At 71.7% G+C, this 19,131-nt stretch carries 17 protein-coding genes; 10 read left to right on the forward strand and 7 right to left on the reverse strand.

What is annotated here, in order from left to right:
• Window positions 1–10: 10 nt before the first annotated feature.
• The 3 genes from OV090_RS31550 to OV090_RS31560 are packed head-to-tail and all read right to left on the reverse strand — an operon-like array spanning window position 11 to window position 4,001.
• The gene (locus tag OV090_RS31550) at window positions 11–1,198 is read right to left on the reverse strand and encodes an AAA family ATPase (protein ID WP_267708370.1); all 1,188 of its coding nucleotides are present in this window, start codon (window positions 1,196–1,198) and stop codon (window positions 11–13) included.
• A 2-nt stretch (window positions 1,199–1,200) separates the two neighbouring features.
• Complete coding sequence (locus tag OV090_RS31555; protein ID WP_267708371.1) at window positions 1,201–2,397, reverse strand: hypothetical protein; 1,197 nt, start codon at window positions 2,395–2,397, stop codon at window positions 1,201–1,203.
• Complete coding sequence (locus OV090_RS31560) at window positions 2,394–4,001, reverse strand: hypothetical protein (RefSeq protein ID WP_267708372.1); 1,608 nt, start codon at window positions 3,999–4,001, stop codon at window positions 2,394–2,396. The genes OV090_RS31555 and OV090_RS31560 overlap by 4 nt, the downstream gene beginning before the upstream one ends.
• Before the next feature lie 585 nt (window positions 4,002–4,586).
• Between OV090_RS31560 and OV090_RS31565 the strand changes: the two genes are divergently transcribed.
• From OV090_RS31565 to OV090_RS31595, 7 genes are all read left to right on the forward strand, one after another.
• Window positions 4,587–5,933, forward strand: coding sequence for an FHA domain-containing protein (locus tag OV090_RS31565; RefSeq protein WP_267708373.1), 1,347 nt, complete (start codon window positions 4,587–4,589; stop codon window positions 5,931–5,933).
• Window positions 5,934–6,403: 470 nt separating this feature from the next.
• On the forward strand, window positions 6,404–7,750 hold the full coding sequence (locus OV090_RS31570; RefSeq protein WP_267708374.1) for a serine/threonine-protein kinase: 1,347 nt from the start codon (window positions 6,404–6,406) through the stop codon (window positions 7,748–7,750).
• Between the two features lie 51 nt (window positions 7,751–7,801).
• The gene (locus OV090_RS31575) at window positions 7,802–9,148 is read left to right on the forward strand and encodes a hypothetical protein (RefSeq protein WP_267708375.1); all 1,347 of its coding nucleotides are present in this window, start codon (window positions 7,802–7,804) and stop codon (window positions 9,146–9,148) included.
• Window positions 9,145–10,902 carry a hypothetical protein gene (locus tag OV090_RS31580; protein WP_267708376.1) on the forward strand — a complete coding sequence of 586 codons (1,758 nt, stop codon included), beginning with the start codon at window positions 9,145–9,147 and terminating at the stop codon, window positions 10,900–10,902. Before OV090_RS31575 ends, OV090_RS31580 begins: the two co-directional genes overlap by 4 nt.
• 158 nt (window positions 10,903–11,060) lie before the next feature.
• Window positions 11,061–11,687 carry a hypothetical protein gene (locus OV090_RS31585; RefSeq protein WP_267708377.1) on the forward strand — a complete coding sequence of 209 codons (627 nt, stop codon included), beginning with the start codon at window positions 11,061–11,063 and terminating at the stop codon, window positions 11,685–11,687.
• A complete protein-coding gene (locus tag OV090_RS31590; RefSeq protein ID WP_267708378.1) occupies window positions 11,684–12,181 on the forward strand; it encodes a hypothetical protein in 498 nt (165 codons plus the stop codon). The genes OV090_RS31585 and OV090_RS31590 overlap by 4 nt, the downstream gene beginning before the upstream one ends.
• Before the next feature lie 554 nt (window positions 12,182–12,735).
• Window positions 12,736–13,014 carry a hypothetical protein gene (locus tag OV090_RS31595; RefSeq protein ID WP_267708379.1) on the forward strand — a complete coding sequence of 93 codons (279 nt, stop codon included), beginning with the start codon at window positions 12,736–12,738 and terminating at the stop codon, window positions 13,012–13,014.
• A 90-nt stretch (window positions 13,015–13,104) separates the two neighbouring features.
• Here the strand turns inward: OV090_RS31595 and OV090_RS31600 are convergent, their stop codons facing one another.
• Both OV090_RS31600 and OV090_RS31605 read right to left on the reverse strand, forming a co-directional pair.
• A complete protein-coding gene (locus OV090_RS31600; protein WP_267708380.1) occupies window positions 13,105–13,374 on the reverse strand; it encodes a UBP-type zinc finger domain-containing protein in 270 nt (89 codons plus the stop codon).
• A 25-nt stretch (window positions 13,375–13,399) separates the two neighbouring features.
• Window positions 13,400–15,067 carry an FAD-dependent oxidoreductase gene (locus OV090_RS31605; RefSeq protein ID WP_267708381.1) on the reverse strand — a complete coding sequence of 556 codons (1,668 nt, stop codon included), beginning with the start codon at window positions 15,065–15,067 and terminating at the stop codon, window positions 13,400–13,402.
• A gap of 198 nt (window positions 15,068–15,265) precedes the next feature.
• Here OV090_RS31605 and OV090_RS31610 point away from each other — a divergent pair, with 198 nt between their 5' ends.
• From OV090_RS31610 to OV090_RS31620, 3 genes are all read left to right on the forward strand, one after another.
• Complete coding sequence (locus OV090_RS31610; protein WP_267708382.1) at window positions 15,266–16,105, forward strand: metallophosphoesterase; 840 nt, start codon at window positions 15,266–15,268, stop codon at window positions 16,103–16,105.
• Between the two features lie 86 nt (window positions 16,106–16,191).
• The gene (locus OV090_RS31615; RefSeq protein ID WP_267708383.1) at window positions 16,192–16,605 is read left to right on the forward strand and encodes a hypothetical protein; all 414 of its coding nucleotides are present in this window, start codon (window positions 16,192–16,194) and stop codon (window positions 16,603–16,605) included.
• 128 nt (window positions 16,606–16,733) lie between these two features.
• Window positions 16,734–17,465, forward strand: coding sequence for a TylF/MycF/NovP-related O-methyltransferase (locus OV090_RS31620; protein ID WP_267708384.1), 732 nt, complete (start codon window positions 16,734–16,736; stop codon window positions 17,463–17,465).
• Window positions 17,466–17,552: 87 nt separating this feature from the next.
• On the opposite strand, the gene OV090_RS31625 is transcribed toward OV090_RS31620, so the two are convergent.
• Entirely contained in the window at window positions 17,553–17,765 is a 213-nt protein-coding gene (locus OV090_RS31625) for an amphi-Trp domain-containing protein (RefSeq protein WP_267708385.1), read from the reverse strand.
• A gap of 101 nt (window positions 17,766–17,866) precedes the next feature.
• Window positions 17,867–19,108, reverse strand: coding sequence for a cytochrome P450 (locus tag OV090_RS31630; protein WP_267708386.1), 1,242 nt, complete (start codon window positions 19,106–19,108; stop codon window positions 17,867–17,869).
• Between the last annotated feature and the right edge of the window lie 23 nt (window positions 19,109–19,131).

The raw sequence follows: 19,131 nt of genomic DNA on the forward strand, positions 1-19,131 counted from the left end.
CGGGCACCTCTTACGCGAAGCGGCTCGACGCGAACATCGTCTCGAGCAGCTTGTCGACCTCGCCGACCATGCGCTGGGCCGTCGGGCTGTCCTGCATGCGCAGCAGCGCCGCCTTGATGTCGCCGAGGTTGCGCAGCTGGCTGAACAGCTGCATGTCCGACAGCACCTGGCTGCCGGTGAGCGTCTCGCGGATGACCCGCAGCTCCTCGAGCAGGTCCTGCAGGCTCGTCGGCGTCGCGCCGATCCGGCCGTGGTCCGGGTGCGACTCGTACCAGCGGTCGAGCACCGGGCCGACGATCTCCTGGAGAATCTCCTCCTGCTCCGGCGTGTTCCACACGTGGCGGAGGATGAACAGGTCGGCGTCCGTCACGTGGTCGCGGCCGTCGAACAGCGCCGAGCTGGCGAACACCTTGAGCAGCTTGACCACGCGGCGGTCGGACAGGCCGATGCCCTCCGAGCGGATCTGGAACACCATGCCCTTGAAGGTGGTGAGGAACTCCTCGCTCATCTTCACGTGCGAGCCGAAGTCGCGCTGGATCGTCAGCAGCTCGGCCGCGGTCGCCACCTTGCGCCCGACCTGCTGGTCGGCCATCTGCTGCACCTCGAGCTGGATGCCCTTCTGCAGCAGGCCGCGGAAGTGATAGCTGTCGAGGTAGTCGCAGCGCACGCGCAGCAGGAAGCGGTCGAAGATGGCCGACAGCGCCTCGTCGGTCGGCACCTCGTTGCTGGCCGCGAAGAGCGAGATGAGCGGCACCCGCACCGTGCTGGTGCCGTGGGTGAAGCGGCGCGCGTTGACCAGCGTGAGCAGGCTGTTCAAGATGGCGCTGTTGGCCTTGAAGATCTCGTCGAGGAACACGACCTCGGCCTCGGGCAGCATCTTCTCGATGCGCCGGCGGTACGTGCCCTGGCGGAACGCTTGGATGTCGACCGGGCCGAAGATCTCGTTGGGCTCGGTGAAGCGGGTCAGCAGGTAGTCGAAGAAGCGGGCGTCGATCACCTGCGCGAAGGCGCGGACGATCGCGCTCTTGGCGGTGCCGGGCGGCCCGACCATCACCATGTGTTCGCCGGCCAGGGCCGAGATGAAGAGGAGGCGGATGATCTCCTCCTTGCCGAGGAACTGCTGCTCGAGCTGCCGCGCCCCGTCCTGCAGGCGGCGGGCGAGGTCGCTGATCGAGAAGGTGGCCGGGGTGGTGCTCATGGCTATTTTTCGGCTTTTACGACGCGCGGGACGAGCGTCGCCAGGAGATTTTCGACGACCGAGCGCGGGATGAGCTCGCCGAGATGATCGATATACTCGATCCAGCGCCGCTCCACTTGCGCGTCGAAGCCGAGGCCGGCGGCCCCGCCGAGCGGCGAGCCGAGCACGTCCCCCAGCGCGGGCAGCAGGAGCGGCAGCGCCAGGAACATCTGCACCGGCCGGTCGCGGCTGGTCGGCGCGACGCCGAGCCGGGCGCCGAGCTCGAGCACGCGGAGGAAGTGGACGTGGATGAGGGCCGCGACCAGGGCCGCGACGTCCTCGGGCCCGGCGCTGTCGGCCGGGGCCGGCAGGGCCAACATCGGCCGGGCGCCGGCGGTCTGCGCGCCCGTCGCTCCGGCGGTCGGCGTCGGCCCCGACAGCGGGCGGCCGGTCAGCGAGAACAGGAGCGAGCCGAGGACGGTGCCGCCGATCTCGATCCAGTGCCGCGACGACGCCCACGAGTGGCAGACCGCGCGGGCGAACGCGCGGTGGCGCAGGAAGCTCGCCCCCTCGAGCGGGCTGTAGCCCGGCGGGGCCAGCAACGGGCGCAGGAGGCAGGTCACGGGGCTGGCCCAAAGGACATCTTGTAGCAGCGCCGAGACCTCGGCCGCGTGCGCGGTCGACCACCAGTTGACCGTCTCCTCGCGCACCGACAGCGCCCCCGGCACCGTCCAGCGCAGGCGCCTGCGCGGGATCTCCTGGCCGACGAAGCGCAGCTCGCCCTCGGCGCCGCTCAGGATCTGGTCGCGGCGGATCAGCTCCAAGAACGCCCCCACCGCCGCGTGGTTGGCCAGCGCCGCCGAGAAGCCTTCGGGCCGGCTGAACAGCAGCCAGTAGCGGGCGGCCGACTCGACCCGCCGCCACGTCGCCTGGCGGGCCCACACGCGGCTGCGATCGGGGTGGTCGAGCACGAGCAGGTTGTACAGCGCCACCCACAGCGCCAGCTCTTCGGCCCCTGGCTCGTGCAGGTCGGGCTCGGCCACCAGCTGTTGCGCGCGCTGCAGGCGGAGCGACGCGACCTCGCTGGTGCGCAGCGTCGCCAGCTCTCCGGACATCGCCCGGAAGTCCGCCGGCCGCACCGGCGCGGCCACATGGACCATCCCGCCCCCGAGCAGGGGCGCCACGAAGCGCGCGCAGAACTCGCCGAGGTTCCGGGTCACGACTCTCGTCCCGGCGGCAGCTCCGGAATCCCGCTGGTCTCCTCGACCGCGGGCCGGCCCCCGCGCCCCGCCTCGCCGAAGCCCCACAGCGCGAACCGGCCGAGCCGCTCGTTGAGCAGCGTCGCCGGCCCCGACGACGGCGAGTCCGACGGGCTCGCCTCGATCACCGCCAGCTCGAGCCGGCTCATCATCGCCGCGTCGAGCGGCGCCAGGTGGTCGGGCCGCAGGCGCAGCGGGCTCTGATCTGTCCCGAGGAACAGGGCGTGATCGGCCGCCTCGAGCCCCAGCAGCTCGCGCACCAGCTGCGGGCGCACGTGCGGCCACAGCTCGAACCCGTCGGGCACCAGCACCCCGGGCGCGACCTCGACGATGCGCATCCCCAGCGGGATGATCGCCGCCGCGCCGACCCCTGCTGCCAGCCCGGCCGTGCCGCCGAGCGACGACCCGGTCAGCACCAGCATCCCTTGCGGCAGCACCGCCAGCCGCGCCGCCGCCAGCGCCATCGGCGGGATCAGATAAATCAAGCGCCGCAGCAGGCCCGCCTGCTCCCAGCGGATCAGCGCCCCGCGCGGCTCGCGGATCGACGCCGTCGGCCGCAGCCGCAGCTCGACCTTCAGCGCCTGCACCGCGGTGCCGCGGGCGTCGCCCGGCTCGTGCGCGCGGGCGGCCACGTCGCTGCGCACCAGGTGGGCCCCGTCGATGAACTGCGGCGCCCCGTCGAGCCGCTCGACCCGGCCGACGCGGCCGCGGAACAGATACATCTCGTCGCCCGGCAGGCACGACGACGCCGACGCCAGGTGGATCGGGTGGCGGTACCCGATCTCGACCGCCGCCCGCTGCGACACCGGCGCCAGCAGCTCGACGCCCGGGATCCCGTGCAGCACGTCGAGCACCTGCCCGCTCGGCTGGCGCAGCCGCAGCAGCAGGCTGGCCCGCCGCTCGCCGGCCAGCGCCACGCGGACCCCCGCGAGCGGCACTTGGTTGCCCCACAAATAGCTCAGGACCCTGTCCGAAAGGCCAGGTGCCACCAGCACCAGGGCGATCTCGTGCAGCCCGCACAGCTGCGGGTCGGAGACGATGCCCGCGAGCGGCAGCGGGATCTGGCGCAGCGACAGCCGCTGGATCAGCTCGACCGGGTCGAGCCGGTCGAGCGCGCGGTAGCGCGCCGTGACGTCGTGATCGACCACCACGACCTCCTCGGGGCTGGCGGCGGTCGTCGTCCCGCCGGCGAGGTCGTAGCCGAACGGGGCCATGCGATCGCGGTAGCGGACGAACACGGTGCCGCTGCCGGAGAACAGCTGCCCGTGGACCGCCAGCGACAAGCGGGCCAGGCGGTCGAGCACGTAGCTGTCGGCCCCGGCGCAGCGCATCAGCAGCGCATGACCGCCGCCGTCGCGGCGGGCCCGCTCGATCGTCATCGTCGGGATCAGCTCGTCGAGGCTGCACTCCTCGCTGTAGGCGCCGAGGAACGCCACCAGGCGGTCGAGCGACGGGAACGTCACCAGCGTCTCGCGCCCGCACGCCACCCCGCGAGCGTCCGGCGCCAGACCCTGGAGATGAAAGCGCGTCTGTCCGGCGGCGATCGGCTCGAGCAGGGCGGGCATCGGGACCGGGAGTGTAGCCGCTCCCCTCGGGACCATCTACGGCGTCGTTTCGGCCGCCAGCCCGCGCGTGCAGCGGGATCGCGCTCGCCGCCGTGACGCCGACGACAGCCGGGACCGCGACCGCCTCGGCGCGCCCGTCCTCCGCGCGGGCCCACGACCGCGAGCGAGCGCCCGCAGTCCCCGACATCGGCGTCGCCTGACGCATCCGCCTCACGAATCTCGTCGAGACCGCGAGCCCGCATCGATCCTCGCGGCCGGAAATTCCCCGCCTCGCCCTCGGACATGGGCGTCTACCCGACGGGGCGCGACCGTTCGGACCACCGCACCCCATCGAGGCCCTGCGCGGCTCGCTACGCCTCGGCCGCCTCGCCCTCCAGGGTCCTCGCGGCCGATCGCCCGCGCCACCCGAAGCTCGGCCGACTCGATCCCGAGGGCCCGTGCGCGGCTCGCCCCGACGCCTCGGCCGCCTCGCCTTCCGGCGCCCTCGCGGCCTTTCGCCCGCGCCCCGCGAAACCTCGCCATCTTCGCCCCTGGGGCCCGCAGGGGCCCGCGCGCGGCCTCCGGGCGTGTTAGCATGGCAGTTGCTTGTCCCGCCCGAGCAAGCCGCGTCCGCCGCCGCCGCCTCCGCCTGCCTTGCGTCCGCCTGCCGCAGCGCTCGACACGCCGGCGCGCCCTGGTCCTGGCGACGGCCTCGCTCGCGCGCGGGCCCTCGAGCACACCGGCGACCACGCCCGCGCCGCCGCCCTGCGCCTCGAGTACGCCCACACCTTGTGCGGCACGGCCCAGCGGATCGCCCTCCTGCGCGAGGGCGCAGCGCGGCACTCCGGCGCCAGCGAGGAGGGCCGCAGCCTCCACCAGGCGCTCGCCGAGACCCTCCTGCGCCACGCCGAATTCATGGAAGACGGCGCCCCGCGGCGCGCGATCCTCATGGAAGCCGCGCGTGCGCTCGAGGAGGCCGACCAGGGCGCCATCGCCGGCGAGATCTACGAGCGCCTGCACATGCTCCGGCGCGCCGCAGTCGCCTACGAGCGGGCCGGCGCGGTCACCCAGCTCGAGTACGTGCTCGGCCTCATCGACCGCATCGAGCACGCCGAGGCCGTCCTCCAGCGCGCCAGCGACGAGATCGACGCCGCCCTGCGCGAGGGTCGGCGGTTCTTCGCCCACGGCCTGCTGCAGGAGCACCTGCAGGACGCGCGGACCACCCGCGGCCCGCTCGCCCACAGCGGCGCTCCGCTGCTGCGCGCCGCCCTCGCCCGCGTCCAGGCCGACCTCGGCGTCGCCCTCCCGCGCGGCCAGCGGGTCGACCTGCGCTGGGGCACAGGTCAGGTCACGCGCGTCGTCTTGCGGGCCGACCTGCGGCTCGGGCGCTCGCCCGACGTCGAGCTCAGCCTCGGCGGCGCCAGCCTCTCGCGCGAGCACGCTGCCTTGCGGCTCGAGGCCATCGCCGCCGCCACGGGCAGCAGCGCCCACGGCCTCGACGAGGTCGAGCTGGCCGTCGCCCTCGTCGACCTCGGCTCGCGCGCCGGCACTTTTTGGCGCGGCGAGACCCTCGCCCCCGGCGAGCCCGTCGCCCTCGAGGGCCCCGGCGAGCTCGCCCTCGGCCTGTCCGCCGCCCGCATCGAGGTCCACCCGCTCCCGCGCGAGCGCGGCGAGCTCGGCGCCCTCCTGCGCCCGCAGGGCCAGGGCGCCGCCTCCCCGTGGACCCTCTATCTCCCCGGCGGCGGCCCCCTGTGGCTCGCCCCCGACCGCCCGATCCCCGCCGTCCTCGAGCTGCGCCCGCCCTTCATCGCAGTGCGGATCGCCGCCGGCGTGCGCGCCCAGCTCGGCCAGGAGCCGCTCGGCCCCGGCGCCAGCATCGAGCTCCTCCACGGCGACCGCCTCCACCTCGACCTGCCCGACGGCCGCCTGACGCTCGAGATCTCGATGACATGACCCCTCGGACCTGTCCCGCGAGACCTGCCCCTTCAGACCTGCTCCTTCGCACCTGTCCCCTCGGACCTGCCCTTTCGGACCTTCCCTTTCGACCACTCCGAGCCGCCCGCCGCTCACGCCATCCATCCCTCCGACGTCGCCCGCCTGCTCGTCCCACCCGCCGCTTTCGCCATCAATCCCTACGCTCCGCCCGCCGCTCGCGCCAGCTCCTCTGATTCCGCTCGTCGCTCCGCCCGCCGCTCGCGCCAGCTCCTCTGATTCCGCTCGTCGCTCCGCCCGTCCCTCGCGCCAGCTCCTCTGATTCCGCTCGTCGCCTCCGCCCGCCGCTCGCGCCAGCTCCTCTGATTCCGCTCGTCGTCTCCGCCCGCCGCTCGCGCCAGCTCGTCGCTCCGCTCCCCTCCCGTCGTCTCTCGCTCCGCCCGCGCCTTCTCTCGCTGCGCCTCACCTGTCTCTCCGACCACCTCGCCCCCATGCCGATCGAGCCTCTCCGCGGTGACATCCGCGCCGATCCAGCCCTCGACCACCAGCTGCGGGCCGTCCTCTCGCGCCTCTCGGAGGGCGCCGAGCTGCCGCGCGAGCTGCCGGGCATCGCCGCGCTCGCGCGCCGGCTCGTCGAGGGCGCCCCGGCCCCGGAGATCGATCGCCAGCTCCGCGACCTCAGCCACGCCGGCTACGTCCGCGGCGCGCTCGTCAGCCTCGCCGCTCACCTGCGCCTGCGGCCGCGGCCGGACCTCGTCCTCGTCCTCGCGCGCGAGCTGTGCGACGCCCTCGCGCCTGACCTCGGCGTCGAGCTCGCGCGCGCCGCCCTCGCCTTGCCCGAGGTCGAGGACAGCCGCTGGCAGCCGACCGGCGCCTACGCGGCCGCCAACCTCCTCCTCGGCGACACCCTCCTCGATCGCGGCGACCCGCTCGGCGCCCTGCGTCACTTCGAGGCCCTGCTCGCGGTCGACATCGACCACGCCCGCGCCCTGCGCGGCTGGAGCACCGCCCAGCGCCGCCTCGGTCGCGGGGGCGCCCACGCCAGCCGCGGCCTCGCCCTGCTCGAGGGTCTCGACGCCACCGAGCTCGTCGCCGGCCTCGGCGTCGACCGCTACGAGCTCGGCCGCCCCCTCGGCCGTGGCCGCCACGCCGTCGTCTATCAGGCCTTCGACCGCCGCGTCGGCCGCGACGTCGCCATCAAGCGCCTCGTCGCCGAGGGCAGCGACGGCCGGCTCGTCAGCGCCCGCTTCTTCGCCGAGGCTCGCACCCTCGCCCGCGTCCGCAGCCCGCACGTCATCGCCCTCCTCGACGTCCAGCCCGCGCACCGCTTCGTCGCTCTCGGCCTGTGCCGCGGCGGCAACCTGCGCGTCGCAGTGCGCAAGCGCCTGCTCGGCCCCGCCGACCTGCCGCGAGTCGGCGCCCAGATCGTCAGCGCCCTGCGGGCCGTGCACGCCGCTGGCGCCGTCCACCGCGACATCAAGCCGGCCAACATCCTCGTCCGCGAGGCCCGCGAGGGCTCGCCCGTGGCCCTCGCCGACTTCGGCCTCGCCCTCGCCGACCCGCGCTCCGGCAGCGGCCACGCCGGCACCCTGCGCTACCTCGCCCCCGAGCTGCGCAGCCCCGGCCCGGCCGCCCGCGCCACCCCGGCCTCCGACCTCTTCAGCGCCGGCGTCGTCCTGCTCGAGCTCGCCCTCCACCCGCAGCCGCTCCCCGCCGTGTTCGACCAGATCGGCGCCGCCGCCTTCGACCCCGAAGAACATGTCCCGAAGGACCTGCCCGGCGGCTGGACCGACCGCCTCGTCCGCATGCTCGGCCCCGACCCCGCCGCCCGCGGCTGACGTGGCGCGATTGGCGTCCACGCGCTTTCCATCGTACCGTCCAGCCGCCCCATGACCGTCGACCGCAGCATCATCCGGCGCCTGATCGCGCAGTGCGACCCGCAGAAGCCGCTGGAGGCGGGTTCTCCGCTCTACGTGCCGTTCGACAAGGATCCCTCGGTCCGCGGCGAGCAAGCCTGCATCGATTCGCTGCGGCGCACGATCTTCGACGCTGAATCACCGACCTGCCAGCTCTTCACCGGCTTTCCCGGCACGGGCAAGACCTCCGAGCTCCTCCGCCTGGCGGGCCAGATCAACAGCAATCCCCCTCCCGACTCCGGCTACGTCCTCTATATCAATTGCGAGGAGTACATCCACCGCTTCTTCCCGGTCTCGGTCACCGACGTCCTGGGCGCCATCACGTATTGCGTCGCGCGCGAGGCCGACAGGCTCGAGAAGACCGCCACGCCCCCTGGCGAGACCTACCTGCGCCAGTTCTTCGACAGCATCCGCCGCTTCCTGCCGACCAGCGCGCACCTCCAGCCCAAGTTCGAGCTGTACGGCCTCAGCTTGATGCTCGAGCTCCGCAACAATCGCACGATCCACGACGAGATCGAGGAGGCACTCCGCAAGCGCTTCCAGGACTTCGTGCGCGAGTGCTACGAAGAGATCGGCCGCTCGCTGAAGCGGATCCAAAAATCCATCGGCAGCCGTGCCGATCGCTTCATCGTCATCGCCGACGGCCTCGAGAAGATCGACGCGATGAACGAGTCGCAGCGCGAGTCGATCGAGAACTCTCTCGAGGCCTTGTTCGTCGCCTACGGCGACTTCCTGCGCCTGCCCTCGTGCCACGTCATCTACACCTTCCCCGTGTGGCTGCGCTTCCGCACCGCCCAGCTCGGCTCGGTGTTCGCGCGTGAGCCGCTCACCCTACCGATGGTCAAGATCCACGACCGCGAGGGCCACGACTTCGCCGCCGGGCTCGACAAGATGTACAAGCTCGTGGCCTGCCGGCTCGAAAAGCCCGAGCAGATCTTCGGCCAGGATCCGGTCGCGGCAGTGCGCCCGATCCTCACCGCGACCGGCGGCTATCCCCGCGACGTGCTGCGGATCCTCCGCAACCTGCTGCAGAACGAAGAGCAGTTCCCGGTCACTTCGGCCCGGATCGAGCGCGCGATCAAGAACGTCCGCCAGACCTATCACGACATCATCCTCCGCACCGACGCGGCGCTGCTCGACGAGATCGCTCGGACGCATCGAATCCCCACGGCTGACCGCGACCGCCTGCGGCAATTCGGGCAGCTCTTCGCCCGCTACCTGATCCTCGCCTATCGCAACGGCGACGAGTGGTTCGACCTCCACCCGATGGTCCGCGGCGCCCCCGCTCTCATGGACCAGTTCGGAGACGCCGCGCCGTGACGGACCCGGCGCCGGCTCTGCCGCCGTGGGTCCAACCCTACGAGCCGGACTTCCGTGAGCTCCTGCGCCAGCTCGACCTCGTCCCCGGCTTCATCTTCCAGCCCATCGTCCTCCCCAGCCCCGACCTCGCCCGTGCGCTCGCCGACTGGCTCGCCACGCAGGATGTCGCCGTGCGCGTGTTCGACATGCGCCATGACCCCTGGGACGAGCTCGGCACCCAGCTCCGCACGCTGACCTTCGACCCCGCCGCCGAGCGCCGCGCCGTCGTCGTCATCACCCCGAGCCACTTCGACCGCACTGCCGCGCGCGACGGCCTCGCCGCCTTCAACTTCTCGCGCGACAGCATCGCGGAAAACCTCCACTGCCCCCTGCTCTGGTGCGGGGACGTCCACCTCCTTCGAACCACCGCCGAGCTCGCCAGCGACTTCTGGTCCATCGCCGCCACGGTCTACCGGATCCCGCTTCGCGCGCTGTCAGATGTTCCGGCGGGTCCTATGCGCATTTTTTGGAGCGGAGCGGCGCAGGAGAGCCTCGAATCGATCGTCTGTCGCTTCGAACAGGTCCGCCAGCATGGGGACGCCAGGACGTTGGCGCAAACCGGCCTCGACCTGGCGGAGGCTCAGCTCGTCTCAGGCGATCGCAGTGAAGCACTCCGAACGCTCGCGTCCATCAAGACCATCATACAGACGGACGCACCCGCTCTGGAGCTGCCCCGGCGAGTCCTTGAACATGCTACAGACGCGCCGAATCTGTCGGACGCCATCGACAGTATGCGAACACGAATCGACGCGGCACGCGCACGTGGTGCTATCGTCGTCGAGGCACGTCTTCACCAACAACTCGCGGAATTTTACGTCCGGGCGAAACGCTCTTCGGACGCACTGCAGTCGCGCCTCACCGCTCGTGCGCGCTACCTTGAAGCGGGTGACGACACGTCGGCCATGGCCGTTGAGTCTGAACTTTTTCAGTCCTTCGACCGGTTGTCTCCCGCGTTGCTCGAAGAAATGCGCGAGCACGCCGAGCATATAGTTCAGGGAGCTTTCACTCCGGACGCGCGTGTGAGAGGATGGTCTTTCCTCGCCGATCTCGCCGTCCATCGGCAGAGGTGGGACGACGCGGACGACGCGGCGAACGCCATGATGCGGGAACTGAACCCGGACTCACCCGACTGGCTCCGCGCGCTCCTGACGCGTCAGCAAGTTGCCCTCGGTCGGAGAGACATGACGGCCTGTATTGATCGCAGCACCGAGCTCTGCGAATATGCCTCGCTGCACCGGGCACTGCCCGTGACCTGTCTCGGATTGCATGCGCGCGGCGCGGCACGTCTGGAGCTGAGTGACTATCGCGGCGCATCTCGCGACTTGCTCGCCGCGCTTGAACTGGGGGCCAAACTCGGCCTTCACGACCTCGAAGCGCAAGTGACTCATCTGCTCGCGCTGGCCACTCGTCCTCTAGGGGTCCCGGAGGTATTCACGGCATTCCTGGCGCGTTCATTCGAAGCAAAGCTCCGTGCGGGGCTCCCCCTCTCTTCGGATACCGCCGAGCTCGCGCGCGAGAGCCTCGACCACAAGCTCGTCGACCTCGTTCTTTCGCTGAGCGACGAACCGTCCAGGCGAAAGCTCGCTGTCACCCAGCTCCACGCCCTCGCGGACGCCAGCGAACGCGCCCTGCAGAAACGCGGCGTGGACCTGCGAAACGTCGATACATGGCCACTCCCACCGCTTTCGCAATCGCAGGTAGCTCCAGAGCCATGAGGACCATGCATCCTAGCCGTCCGCGAAGCATGTTTCCCCGGAACCGTGACCTGGAAGGCTCGTCGTACGCTTCCTCCCTGGTCCCCAGACGCGACGACGATCTGGCCCAGCCTCGCCGCGCGTGGTTCCGTCGTGTCGGTCCGCCCGCCGCCAGCACCATGCACCGCCTCGCCCCGCTCCTCACGCTCCTCGCCTGCGAGGAGCTGCCGCGCACCTACAGCAGCGCCGGCCCGGCCCAGCTCCTGTTCGCCGACCGCTTCGACGGCTCCGAGCTCGGCCCCTCCTGGAAATCGACCGGCCCGGGCGCGCGCCTGGAAAACGGCGAGCTCGTCACCGAGGGTCTGCGCAACCACCCGCTGTGGCTGACCCTGCCGCTGCCTGACAACGTGCGCGTCGAGTTCGACGCCCGCGCCGCCACCGACGAGGGCGACATCAAGGTCGAGCTCGCGGGTGACGGCAAGAGCTTCGCGCGCAGCGCCAGCTACACCGCCACCGGCTACGTCATCATCTTCGGCGGCTGGAACAACACCACCAGCGCGATCGTCCGCCGCGACGAGCACGGCGGCGATCGCAAGACCACCCAGTCGCTCAAGGTCGAGGCCGACAAGCGTTACCACTTCGCCATCACACGCCGCGACGGCGCGATCCGGTGGGAGCTCGACGGCCAGGAGGTCCTCGCCTATGACGACCCCGAGCCGCTGACCGGCCCCGCCCAGCGTCACTTCGCCTTCGGCGGCTGGGAGGCCCGCGTCGCCTTCGACAACCTCGAGGTGTTCGCGCTGTGACGGCCTCGGTCTTCAAGTACGCCGACCTCCTCGCCGACGGCGGCCACTTCGCCGAGCCCTACCCCGACGACCTCGACTGGAGCGACCCCGAAGGCCTGGGTGAGTGGGAGGACCAGGTCCACCACCGCTTCGTGTTCCACGACGACAACAACTTCGAGTACCTCTACTACGGCGTGAGCAACAATCACGTCGAGTACGAAGTGTGGTGCGGCACCTACCGCCTCGCGGACGACGTCGTGCACTTCCGGCGCACCCAGGTGTGGTCCTGGGTGTTCGGCAAATGGATGGACGGGGAGACCCCCGCGGAGTTCGACCCGAACGTCGAGACCTTCGCCGTCTCTCTCACCCGCGACGCCGGCGGCCTGCGCTTCGACCTCGACGAGTGCACCTTCCGCCCGCTCCGCGACTGCCCTGCCATCGAGCCGATGCTCGACGACGTGCGCCAGCGGATCCAGGAGTGCATCTCCCGCGTGCGCGCGCACTACGGGCTGTAGCGCAGCGGGCCGGCGCGACGGCTCCCAGGCAAGTCCATCACAGTCGCCGCCCGACCTCACCGCAGGCGGCGACCTCCCTGGATCGGCGCGCCGACGCACTCACTCCGTGAGAAGCGCAAGTACATCACCTCGTCGGATCCCAGTACCTCCATTCCACCACGAGCGACCCTGCACGGCTCGCGGCTCTCGGAACTCCGACCGATCATGGCTGTCCGGCCCATATGCCTCCTCCTCGTGCGCTTCTCGCCCTGGTCGTGACTTTCTCGGGTTGTCTCACCGCGATCGGGTGTACGCCGCCGAGCGAAACGACGCCCACGTCGACGCCCGCCCACCCCGCGCCACCTCCTGCAGCAGTCGAAGCCGCGCCGACGCCCGCCGAACCAGTGCGACCTCCCGACGCCGTCGAGGCCGCACCGGCGCCCCCCGTCGTCGAGGCCGCGCCGCCCGCCCCGCCTGATCTACCCGCACCGGCGAGCGCGGCGCCCGAACCCTCGAAGGAGCTCACGGTGCTCGCCCGGCTCGTCGATCGGAAGAGCGCCCCGCATTGTGGGGTCATGCACGTCAAGCTCGTGATGCGCTACGAGGTCCTCGAAGTCATCGAGGGGACCTATGCCGAGCAGGACCTGTACGTCGCGCACAGCTGCCCCGAGATGGGCGCGGACCGCTGCCGGAAGCTGCCGGGCGAGGCCCTGCGTCGCTTCAAAGCCGGCGATGTCCACCGAATGCGCGTACATCAGCCCAGGTGGGGCTCGTACGTCGACGTCTTCACCGACAAGCGACTGCCGCGATACTACGCCCGCTGCGCCAACCTCGTCCCGCCCGAATCGCCGTGATCGCGCGGCGCGACGGCCCGAGCACGCCGACCTGAGGGCAAGCTCGCGACCTCGGGCGACTCACGCCCAGCGCACGACCCTCGCCGCCCCTCACCCCGCTTCGAAGCCGACCTCGTCGACGTAGCACCAGAACCACCGCTCGCCCGGCTCGAGCGAGCGGACGATCGCGTGCTGCGTCTCGTGGAAGTGCGCCGTCGCGTGCTTGTTCTTCGACGAGTCGCAGCAGCCGACCTTGCCGCAGGTCATGCACAGGCGCAGGTGGACCCATGCGTCGCCGAGCTTGAGGCACTCCTCGCAGCCGCGGGTGTGCGGTTGGACGTCTTGGATCTGATCGAGGTGGGAACAAATCTCATTCGCCATGACGACTCCTTCTTGACGCCTGGCCTCACTCGGCCAGCGCGCGGTGGATCATCTGCACGCAGATCGAGCCCTCGCCGACCGCCGAGGCCACGCGCTTCACGTTACCCGAGCGGACATCGCCCACCGCGAACACGTTGGGCAGGCTCGTCTCGAGCAGGTACGGCGCGCGTCGCCACGGCCGCTGGGCCAGCTCTGCGGGCGACAGGTCGGGGCCGGTCTTGACGAACCCCGCCGGGTCGAGCGCCACGCAGCCCTCGAGCCAGCCCGTGTTGGGGCGCGCGCCGGCCATCGAGAACACGTGGCGGATCGGCCGCGTCTCGCTCGAGCCGTCCTTGCGGTTGACCCATCGGACCTGCTCGAGGCTCGTCTCCCCGAACATCTCCACGATCTCCGTGTACGGTCGCAGCGTGATCTTCTGGTGCTCCTCGATCCGGCGGATCAGGTAGCGCGACATGCTGTCGGCCAGCCCGCTCGCGCGCACCAGGATGTGGACGTGGCGCACCGACTCGGCCAGGAACACCGCCGCCTGCCCGGCCGAGTTGCCGCCCCCGACCACGATCACCTCCTCGCCCGAGCACAGCTGCGCCTCCATCTGGGTCGCCCCGTAGTAGACCCCGTCGCCCTCGAAGCGGTGCAGGTCGGGCACCCCGAGCCGCCGGTACTCCGCCCCGGTGGCCAGGATGATCGACCGCGCCTGCACCGAGCCCTGCGCCCCGAGCTCGATCACGTACGGCGTGCGCGAGCAGTCGAGCCGGACCGCCGCCATCGCCACCGCCACGTGGGCCCCGAACTTCTGCGCCTGCGTCAGCGCGCGGCCGGCCAGCGCCTGTCCCGAAATACCTGTCGGAAAGCCCAGGTAGTTCTCGATCTTCGACGACGAGCCCGCCTGTCCGCCCGGCGCGTTGCGCTCGATCACCAGCACGTCGAGCCCCTCCGACGCCGCGTAGACCGCCGCCGCCAGCCCGGCCGGCCCCGCGCCGATCACCACCACGTCGCGCAGCACGCTGCGGTCGACGTCCGCGTTGAAGCCGAGGCAGCGGGCGACCTCCTCGGTGGTCGGGTTGCGCAGCACCACGTTGCCGCGGCAGATGATCACCGGCACCTCGTCGACCCCGACCTGGAACTGGTCGAGCAGCCCCGCGACGTCGGCGTCGCGCTCGACGTCGATGTACGAGAACGGGTGGCCGTTGCGGGTCAGGAACTCCTTCAGCCGCAGCGTCGCCGGCGAGTGGACCGAGCCGACCAGGACCGCGTCGCTGCCGTTGTGGGCGATCAGGCTGACGCGGCGGAGGATGAACGCGCGCATCAGCAGCTCGCCGACCTCGGCCTCGACCTGGACGATGTGGCGCAGCCCCTCGCGGTCGACCTCCAGCAGCTCGCCCGGCTCGCCGACCCGCGCGCGCACCAGGCTCGGGCGGCCGGTCAGCATGTTGATCTCGCCGGTGAACTGCCCGGGCTCGTGGATCACCACCGGATGCTCGACCCCGTCGAAGCCCGGCTGCACCACCTCGAGCGTGCCCGAGAGGACCACGAAGAAGTTGGTGCCGATCTCGCCGTGCTCGAACACGATCTCGCCGGCTCGCGTCGGGCGGCGGCGGCCGTAGCGGCACAGCCGGGACTGCTGCGCCGGCGTGAGCCGCGGGAAGGTCGCCTCGCGTCGCTGGGCCGACGGATCGTTCGGGAGGGTCGTCATGCGCCGCGCAGTCTACCGCGAACGCGCGGGCTCGCCCGGGCCGCGCGCGATCGTTGCACCCGCACGCCGGACCCGACCTTGGTCGGGGTGGGCGCCCGGCCCGCGATCGGGCCCAGGCCGCACCCGCGGACCCTCGCAGGCGGAGCGCTGCCGGCGGTTGAAAGCCCGCCCTCACCGCACTAGCCTGCCGACGCCCGCATGAAGCTCTGGGCCCTCAGCGATCTCCACGTCGGTCACCGCCGCAACCGCGAGCTGCTCGAGAACCTGTCCCCGCGGCCAGGTGACTGGCTCATCGTCGGCGGCGACGTCGGCGAGACCGGCGATCACATGCAGTGGGCCTTCGACCTGCTGCAGCCGCGCTTCGCCAGGCTGTTGTGGGTGCCCGGCAACCACGAGCTGTGGACCACCGAGGAGCGAGGCGTCCGCCTCGGCGGCGCCGACAAGCTGGCCGCGCTGTGCGAGCTGTGCCGCGGCCGCGGCGTCGTCAGCGTCGACGACCCGTGGCCCGTGTGGCCCGGCGACGGAGGCCCGCACACCCTCGCGCTGCTCGCCCTCCTCTACGACTACACCTTCGCCCCCGCCGGCATGGATCGGGCCGCAGCGATCGCCTGGGCCGCCGACGACGGCGTCCTCGCCGCCGACGAGGCGCGCCTCGATCCGCACCCGTTCGCCGACATCGTCGCCTGGTCCGCCGAGCGCGTGCGCACCGCCGCGGCGCGCCTCGAGCTCGCGCGGGCGCACCCGACGATCCTCGTCAACCACTGGCCGCTGCGCGACGACCTCATCTTCATCCCGCGCGTGCCGCGGTACCGCCCGTGGTGCGGCACGCGAGCGACGCACGACTGGCACCGCCGCTACGGCGCGCGCGTGGTCGTCAGCGGCCACCTGCACACGCGGCGCACCGACTGGATCGACGGCGTGCGCTTCGAGGAGGTCTCGCTCGGTTATCCGCGCGAGCAACGGCCCGGCATGATCGCCGACGCCTATCTGCGCCAGATCTTGCCCGAGCCGACGGCTTGCACTACCGAGCGGCGCTGAAACGTCGCACGCGTATGAGCGCCCGCAATTTCGCCGCGTCCCTGCGAGCGTTGCCGCGGCCGCGCGGCGCGGGGTATCCTGCGCGCATGAGCCAGGCGGAGGTCTACGCCGAGTTCCTGCGCGCCGAGGGCTTCCGGCCCGTCGTCGACGACGCCGGCGACCTCGTGTTCAAGTGCGAGGGCCGCTACTACTGCGTCACCGTCGACGACGACGATCCGCTGTACTTCCGCCTCGTGTTCCCCAACTTCTGGGGCCTCGAGAGCGAGGCGGAGCGTCACTGGGCGCGGATCGCCGCCGCCGAGGTCACCGCCGAATTCAAGGTCGTCAAGGTCTACCCGCAGCACGACGACATGCAGGCCGCCACCGAGCTGTTCCTCGCCGCCGAGGGCGACTTCCGCCTCGTGTTCGAGCGCTGCATCGCCGCCCTCCAGGGCGCAGTCCGCCGCTTCTGCGAGCTGATGGAGCGCGGCCCGAGGCTGCGCCTGGTCGAAGAGACATAACGCATCCCGGCCGGGCCCAGCCGCCGGGGCCACGCCACGCCTCGCGTCCTCGCCCTGCCCCGTCCCGCGCCTCCGCGGCCGCGACCTCGCGCGCCCCGCCCCTCGTCCTGGTACCCTCGGCGCCACCCGTGACGCTCTTCGACCGCCTCCGCCGCCTCCGCGACGACCGCCGCTGGCGCCAGCAGTACCCCGACTTCGAACCTGGCTTTCGGGCCATCCACGATCGCGCCCGGCCGTACACCATGACCTCGACCGAGCGGATGTACGCGCTGTACCAGGCGGTGCGTCACGTCCACCGCGCCGGCATCGGCGGCGCCTTCGTCGAGTGCGGCGTGTGGAAGGGCGGCAGCGCCATGGTCGCCGCCCTCACCTTCCAGGAGCTCGGCGACCGCGAGCGCGACCTCTTCCTCTACGACACCTACGAGGGCATGAGCGAGCCGACCGCGCGCGACGTCTCGTTCAAGGACCAGGCCCCGCTCGGCCAGTGGGACAAGATCAAGGGCACCGACCACAAGGTCTTCTGCGCCAACAGCCTCGCCGACGCCACCGCCAGCCTCGGCACCACCGGCTACCCGCGCGAGCACGTGCACTTCGTCATGGGCAAGGTCGAGGACACCATCCCGAACACCCTGCCCCACGCGATCGCCATCCTCCGCCTCGACACCGACTGGTACGAGTCCACCCGTCACGAGCTCGTCCACCTCTACCCCCGCCTCGCCCGCGGCGGCGTCCTCATCGTCGACGACTACGGCCACTGGCGCGGCGCTCGCGAGGCCGTCGACGGCTACTTCGCCGAGCACGGCGGCGCCCCGCTGCTGCACCGCATCGACTACACCGGCCGGATCGCCGTCAAGCCGTAGCGGCTGGCCTTTGCGGCATGTCCCTCACGACATGCCGCCGAGGCCATGTCCTCACGGGCATGTCCTTCCGGCCAGCCCGTGAACCCGTCACCGCCGCCAGCGCAGCTGGAGCTCGAGCTCTTCCTCGTCGCCTGCCGCCTCGTGCTCGATCGACAGCGCCGCGTCGCGCGGCACGTTGAAGCGCGCCCCTGCGACCTGGATCCGGAACGACTCGCCGCGCTCGATCGCGTCGGCCAGGCGGCGCAGGGTCTCGACGAAGGTCTCGGGGCTGCAGTTGCGTTCGACGTCGCGGTCGGCCATCCCCGCCACCCTAGACCATCTCGCGCCCCGCGGTCCCCGCAGCTGCGCGCCCGTCTCCCGTCCAGCGAGTCGCGGTTCCCCGTTCCTCGCCCCGCCCGCCGTCAATCGACGCGCACCGGCAGCGCCTCGAGCCCGCGCAGCACCGTCGTCTTGCGCCACCGCAGCTGCTCGCGCGGCACCGCCAGGCGCAGCCGCGGGAACCGCGAGACCAGCGTCTCGAGCGCGATCCGCCCCTCCAGGCGGGCCAGCGGCGCCCCCACGCAGTAGTGGACCCCGTGGCCGAACGCCACGTGGCGGTTGGGCGTGCGCTGCAGGTCGAGCTCGTCGGCGCGAGGGAACGCCTCCTCGTCGCGGTTGGCCGAGCCGATCAGCGCGGTCACGCGAGCCCCGCGGGGGATCGTGCGCCCGTGCAGCGTGATGTCCTCGCGGGCGAACCGCGGGCTCGGCATCTGCACCGGGTTGGTGAAGCGCAGCAGCTCCTCGACCGCCGCCGGCGCCAGCTCCGGCTGCGCGCGCAGCAGCGCCAGCTGCTCCGGGTGCTCGAGCAGCGCCAGAGTCCCGTTGCCGATCAGGTTCACGGTCGTCTCGTGGCCGGCCAGCAGCAGCACGAACAGCATCGCGGTCAGCTCGGCGTCGCTGAGCTTGTCGTCCTTCTCGCGCGCCTCGATCAGCGCCGACGTCAGGTCGTCGCGCGGCGCCAGCTTGTGCATCGCCACCAGCTTGCTGAAGAAGCGCGCCAGCTGGACCATGTCCGGCAGCTGCTTGAGCACGTTCATCGGCGACGGGTCCCCGCCCTCGAGGATCCCCGCGATCCACCCGTGGAAGCGCAGGCGATCGCGGTCGTCGGGCACCCCCATCATCTCCGAGATGATCGTCAGCGGCAGCGGCAGCGCGAAGTCGGCGATCAGGTCGAACTGCCCGCGGGACGCCGCGCGGGCGAGCAGCTCATCCACCAAGTCCTCGACCCGACGCGTCAGGTTCTCGATCATGCGCGGCGTGAACACCTTGTGGACCAGCCCGCGCAGCCGGCGGTGGCCCTCGTCGTCCTGGCTCAGCATCGTCTCGCCGAACGCGCGCATGATCTTTGGCACGTACCAGCGATCCATGTCCGACTTGCCGGTCGCGTTGCGTTGATTGCAGCCCAGCCGCGGGTCGCGGAGCGCCTCCTGCACGTCCACGTAACGCGACACCGCCCACACCTCGCCGCCGAAGCCGTCGACCGCCAGCGCCAGCGGCCGCTCGCGGCGCAGCCGCGCGTACGTCGGATACGGGTCGGCGCGCATCGCCGGCGACGTCAGGTCGACCTCGATCTCGGACGACTTCGCTCTCCACAACAGGCGCATGACGACTCCTCTCCTCGCAATCG

The organism is Nannocystis sp. RBIL2, assembly GCF_026626745.1.
Taxonomy (GTDB): domain Bacteria; phylum Myxococcota_A; class Polyangia; order Nannocystales; family Nannocystaceae; genus Nannocystis.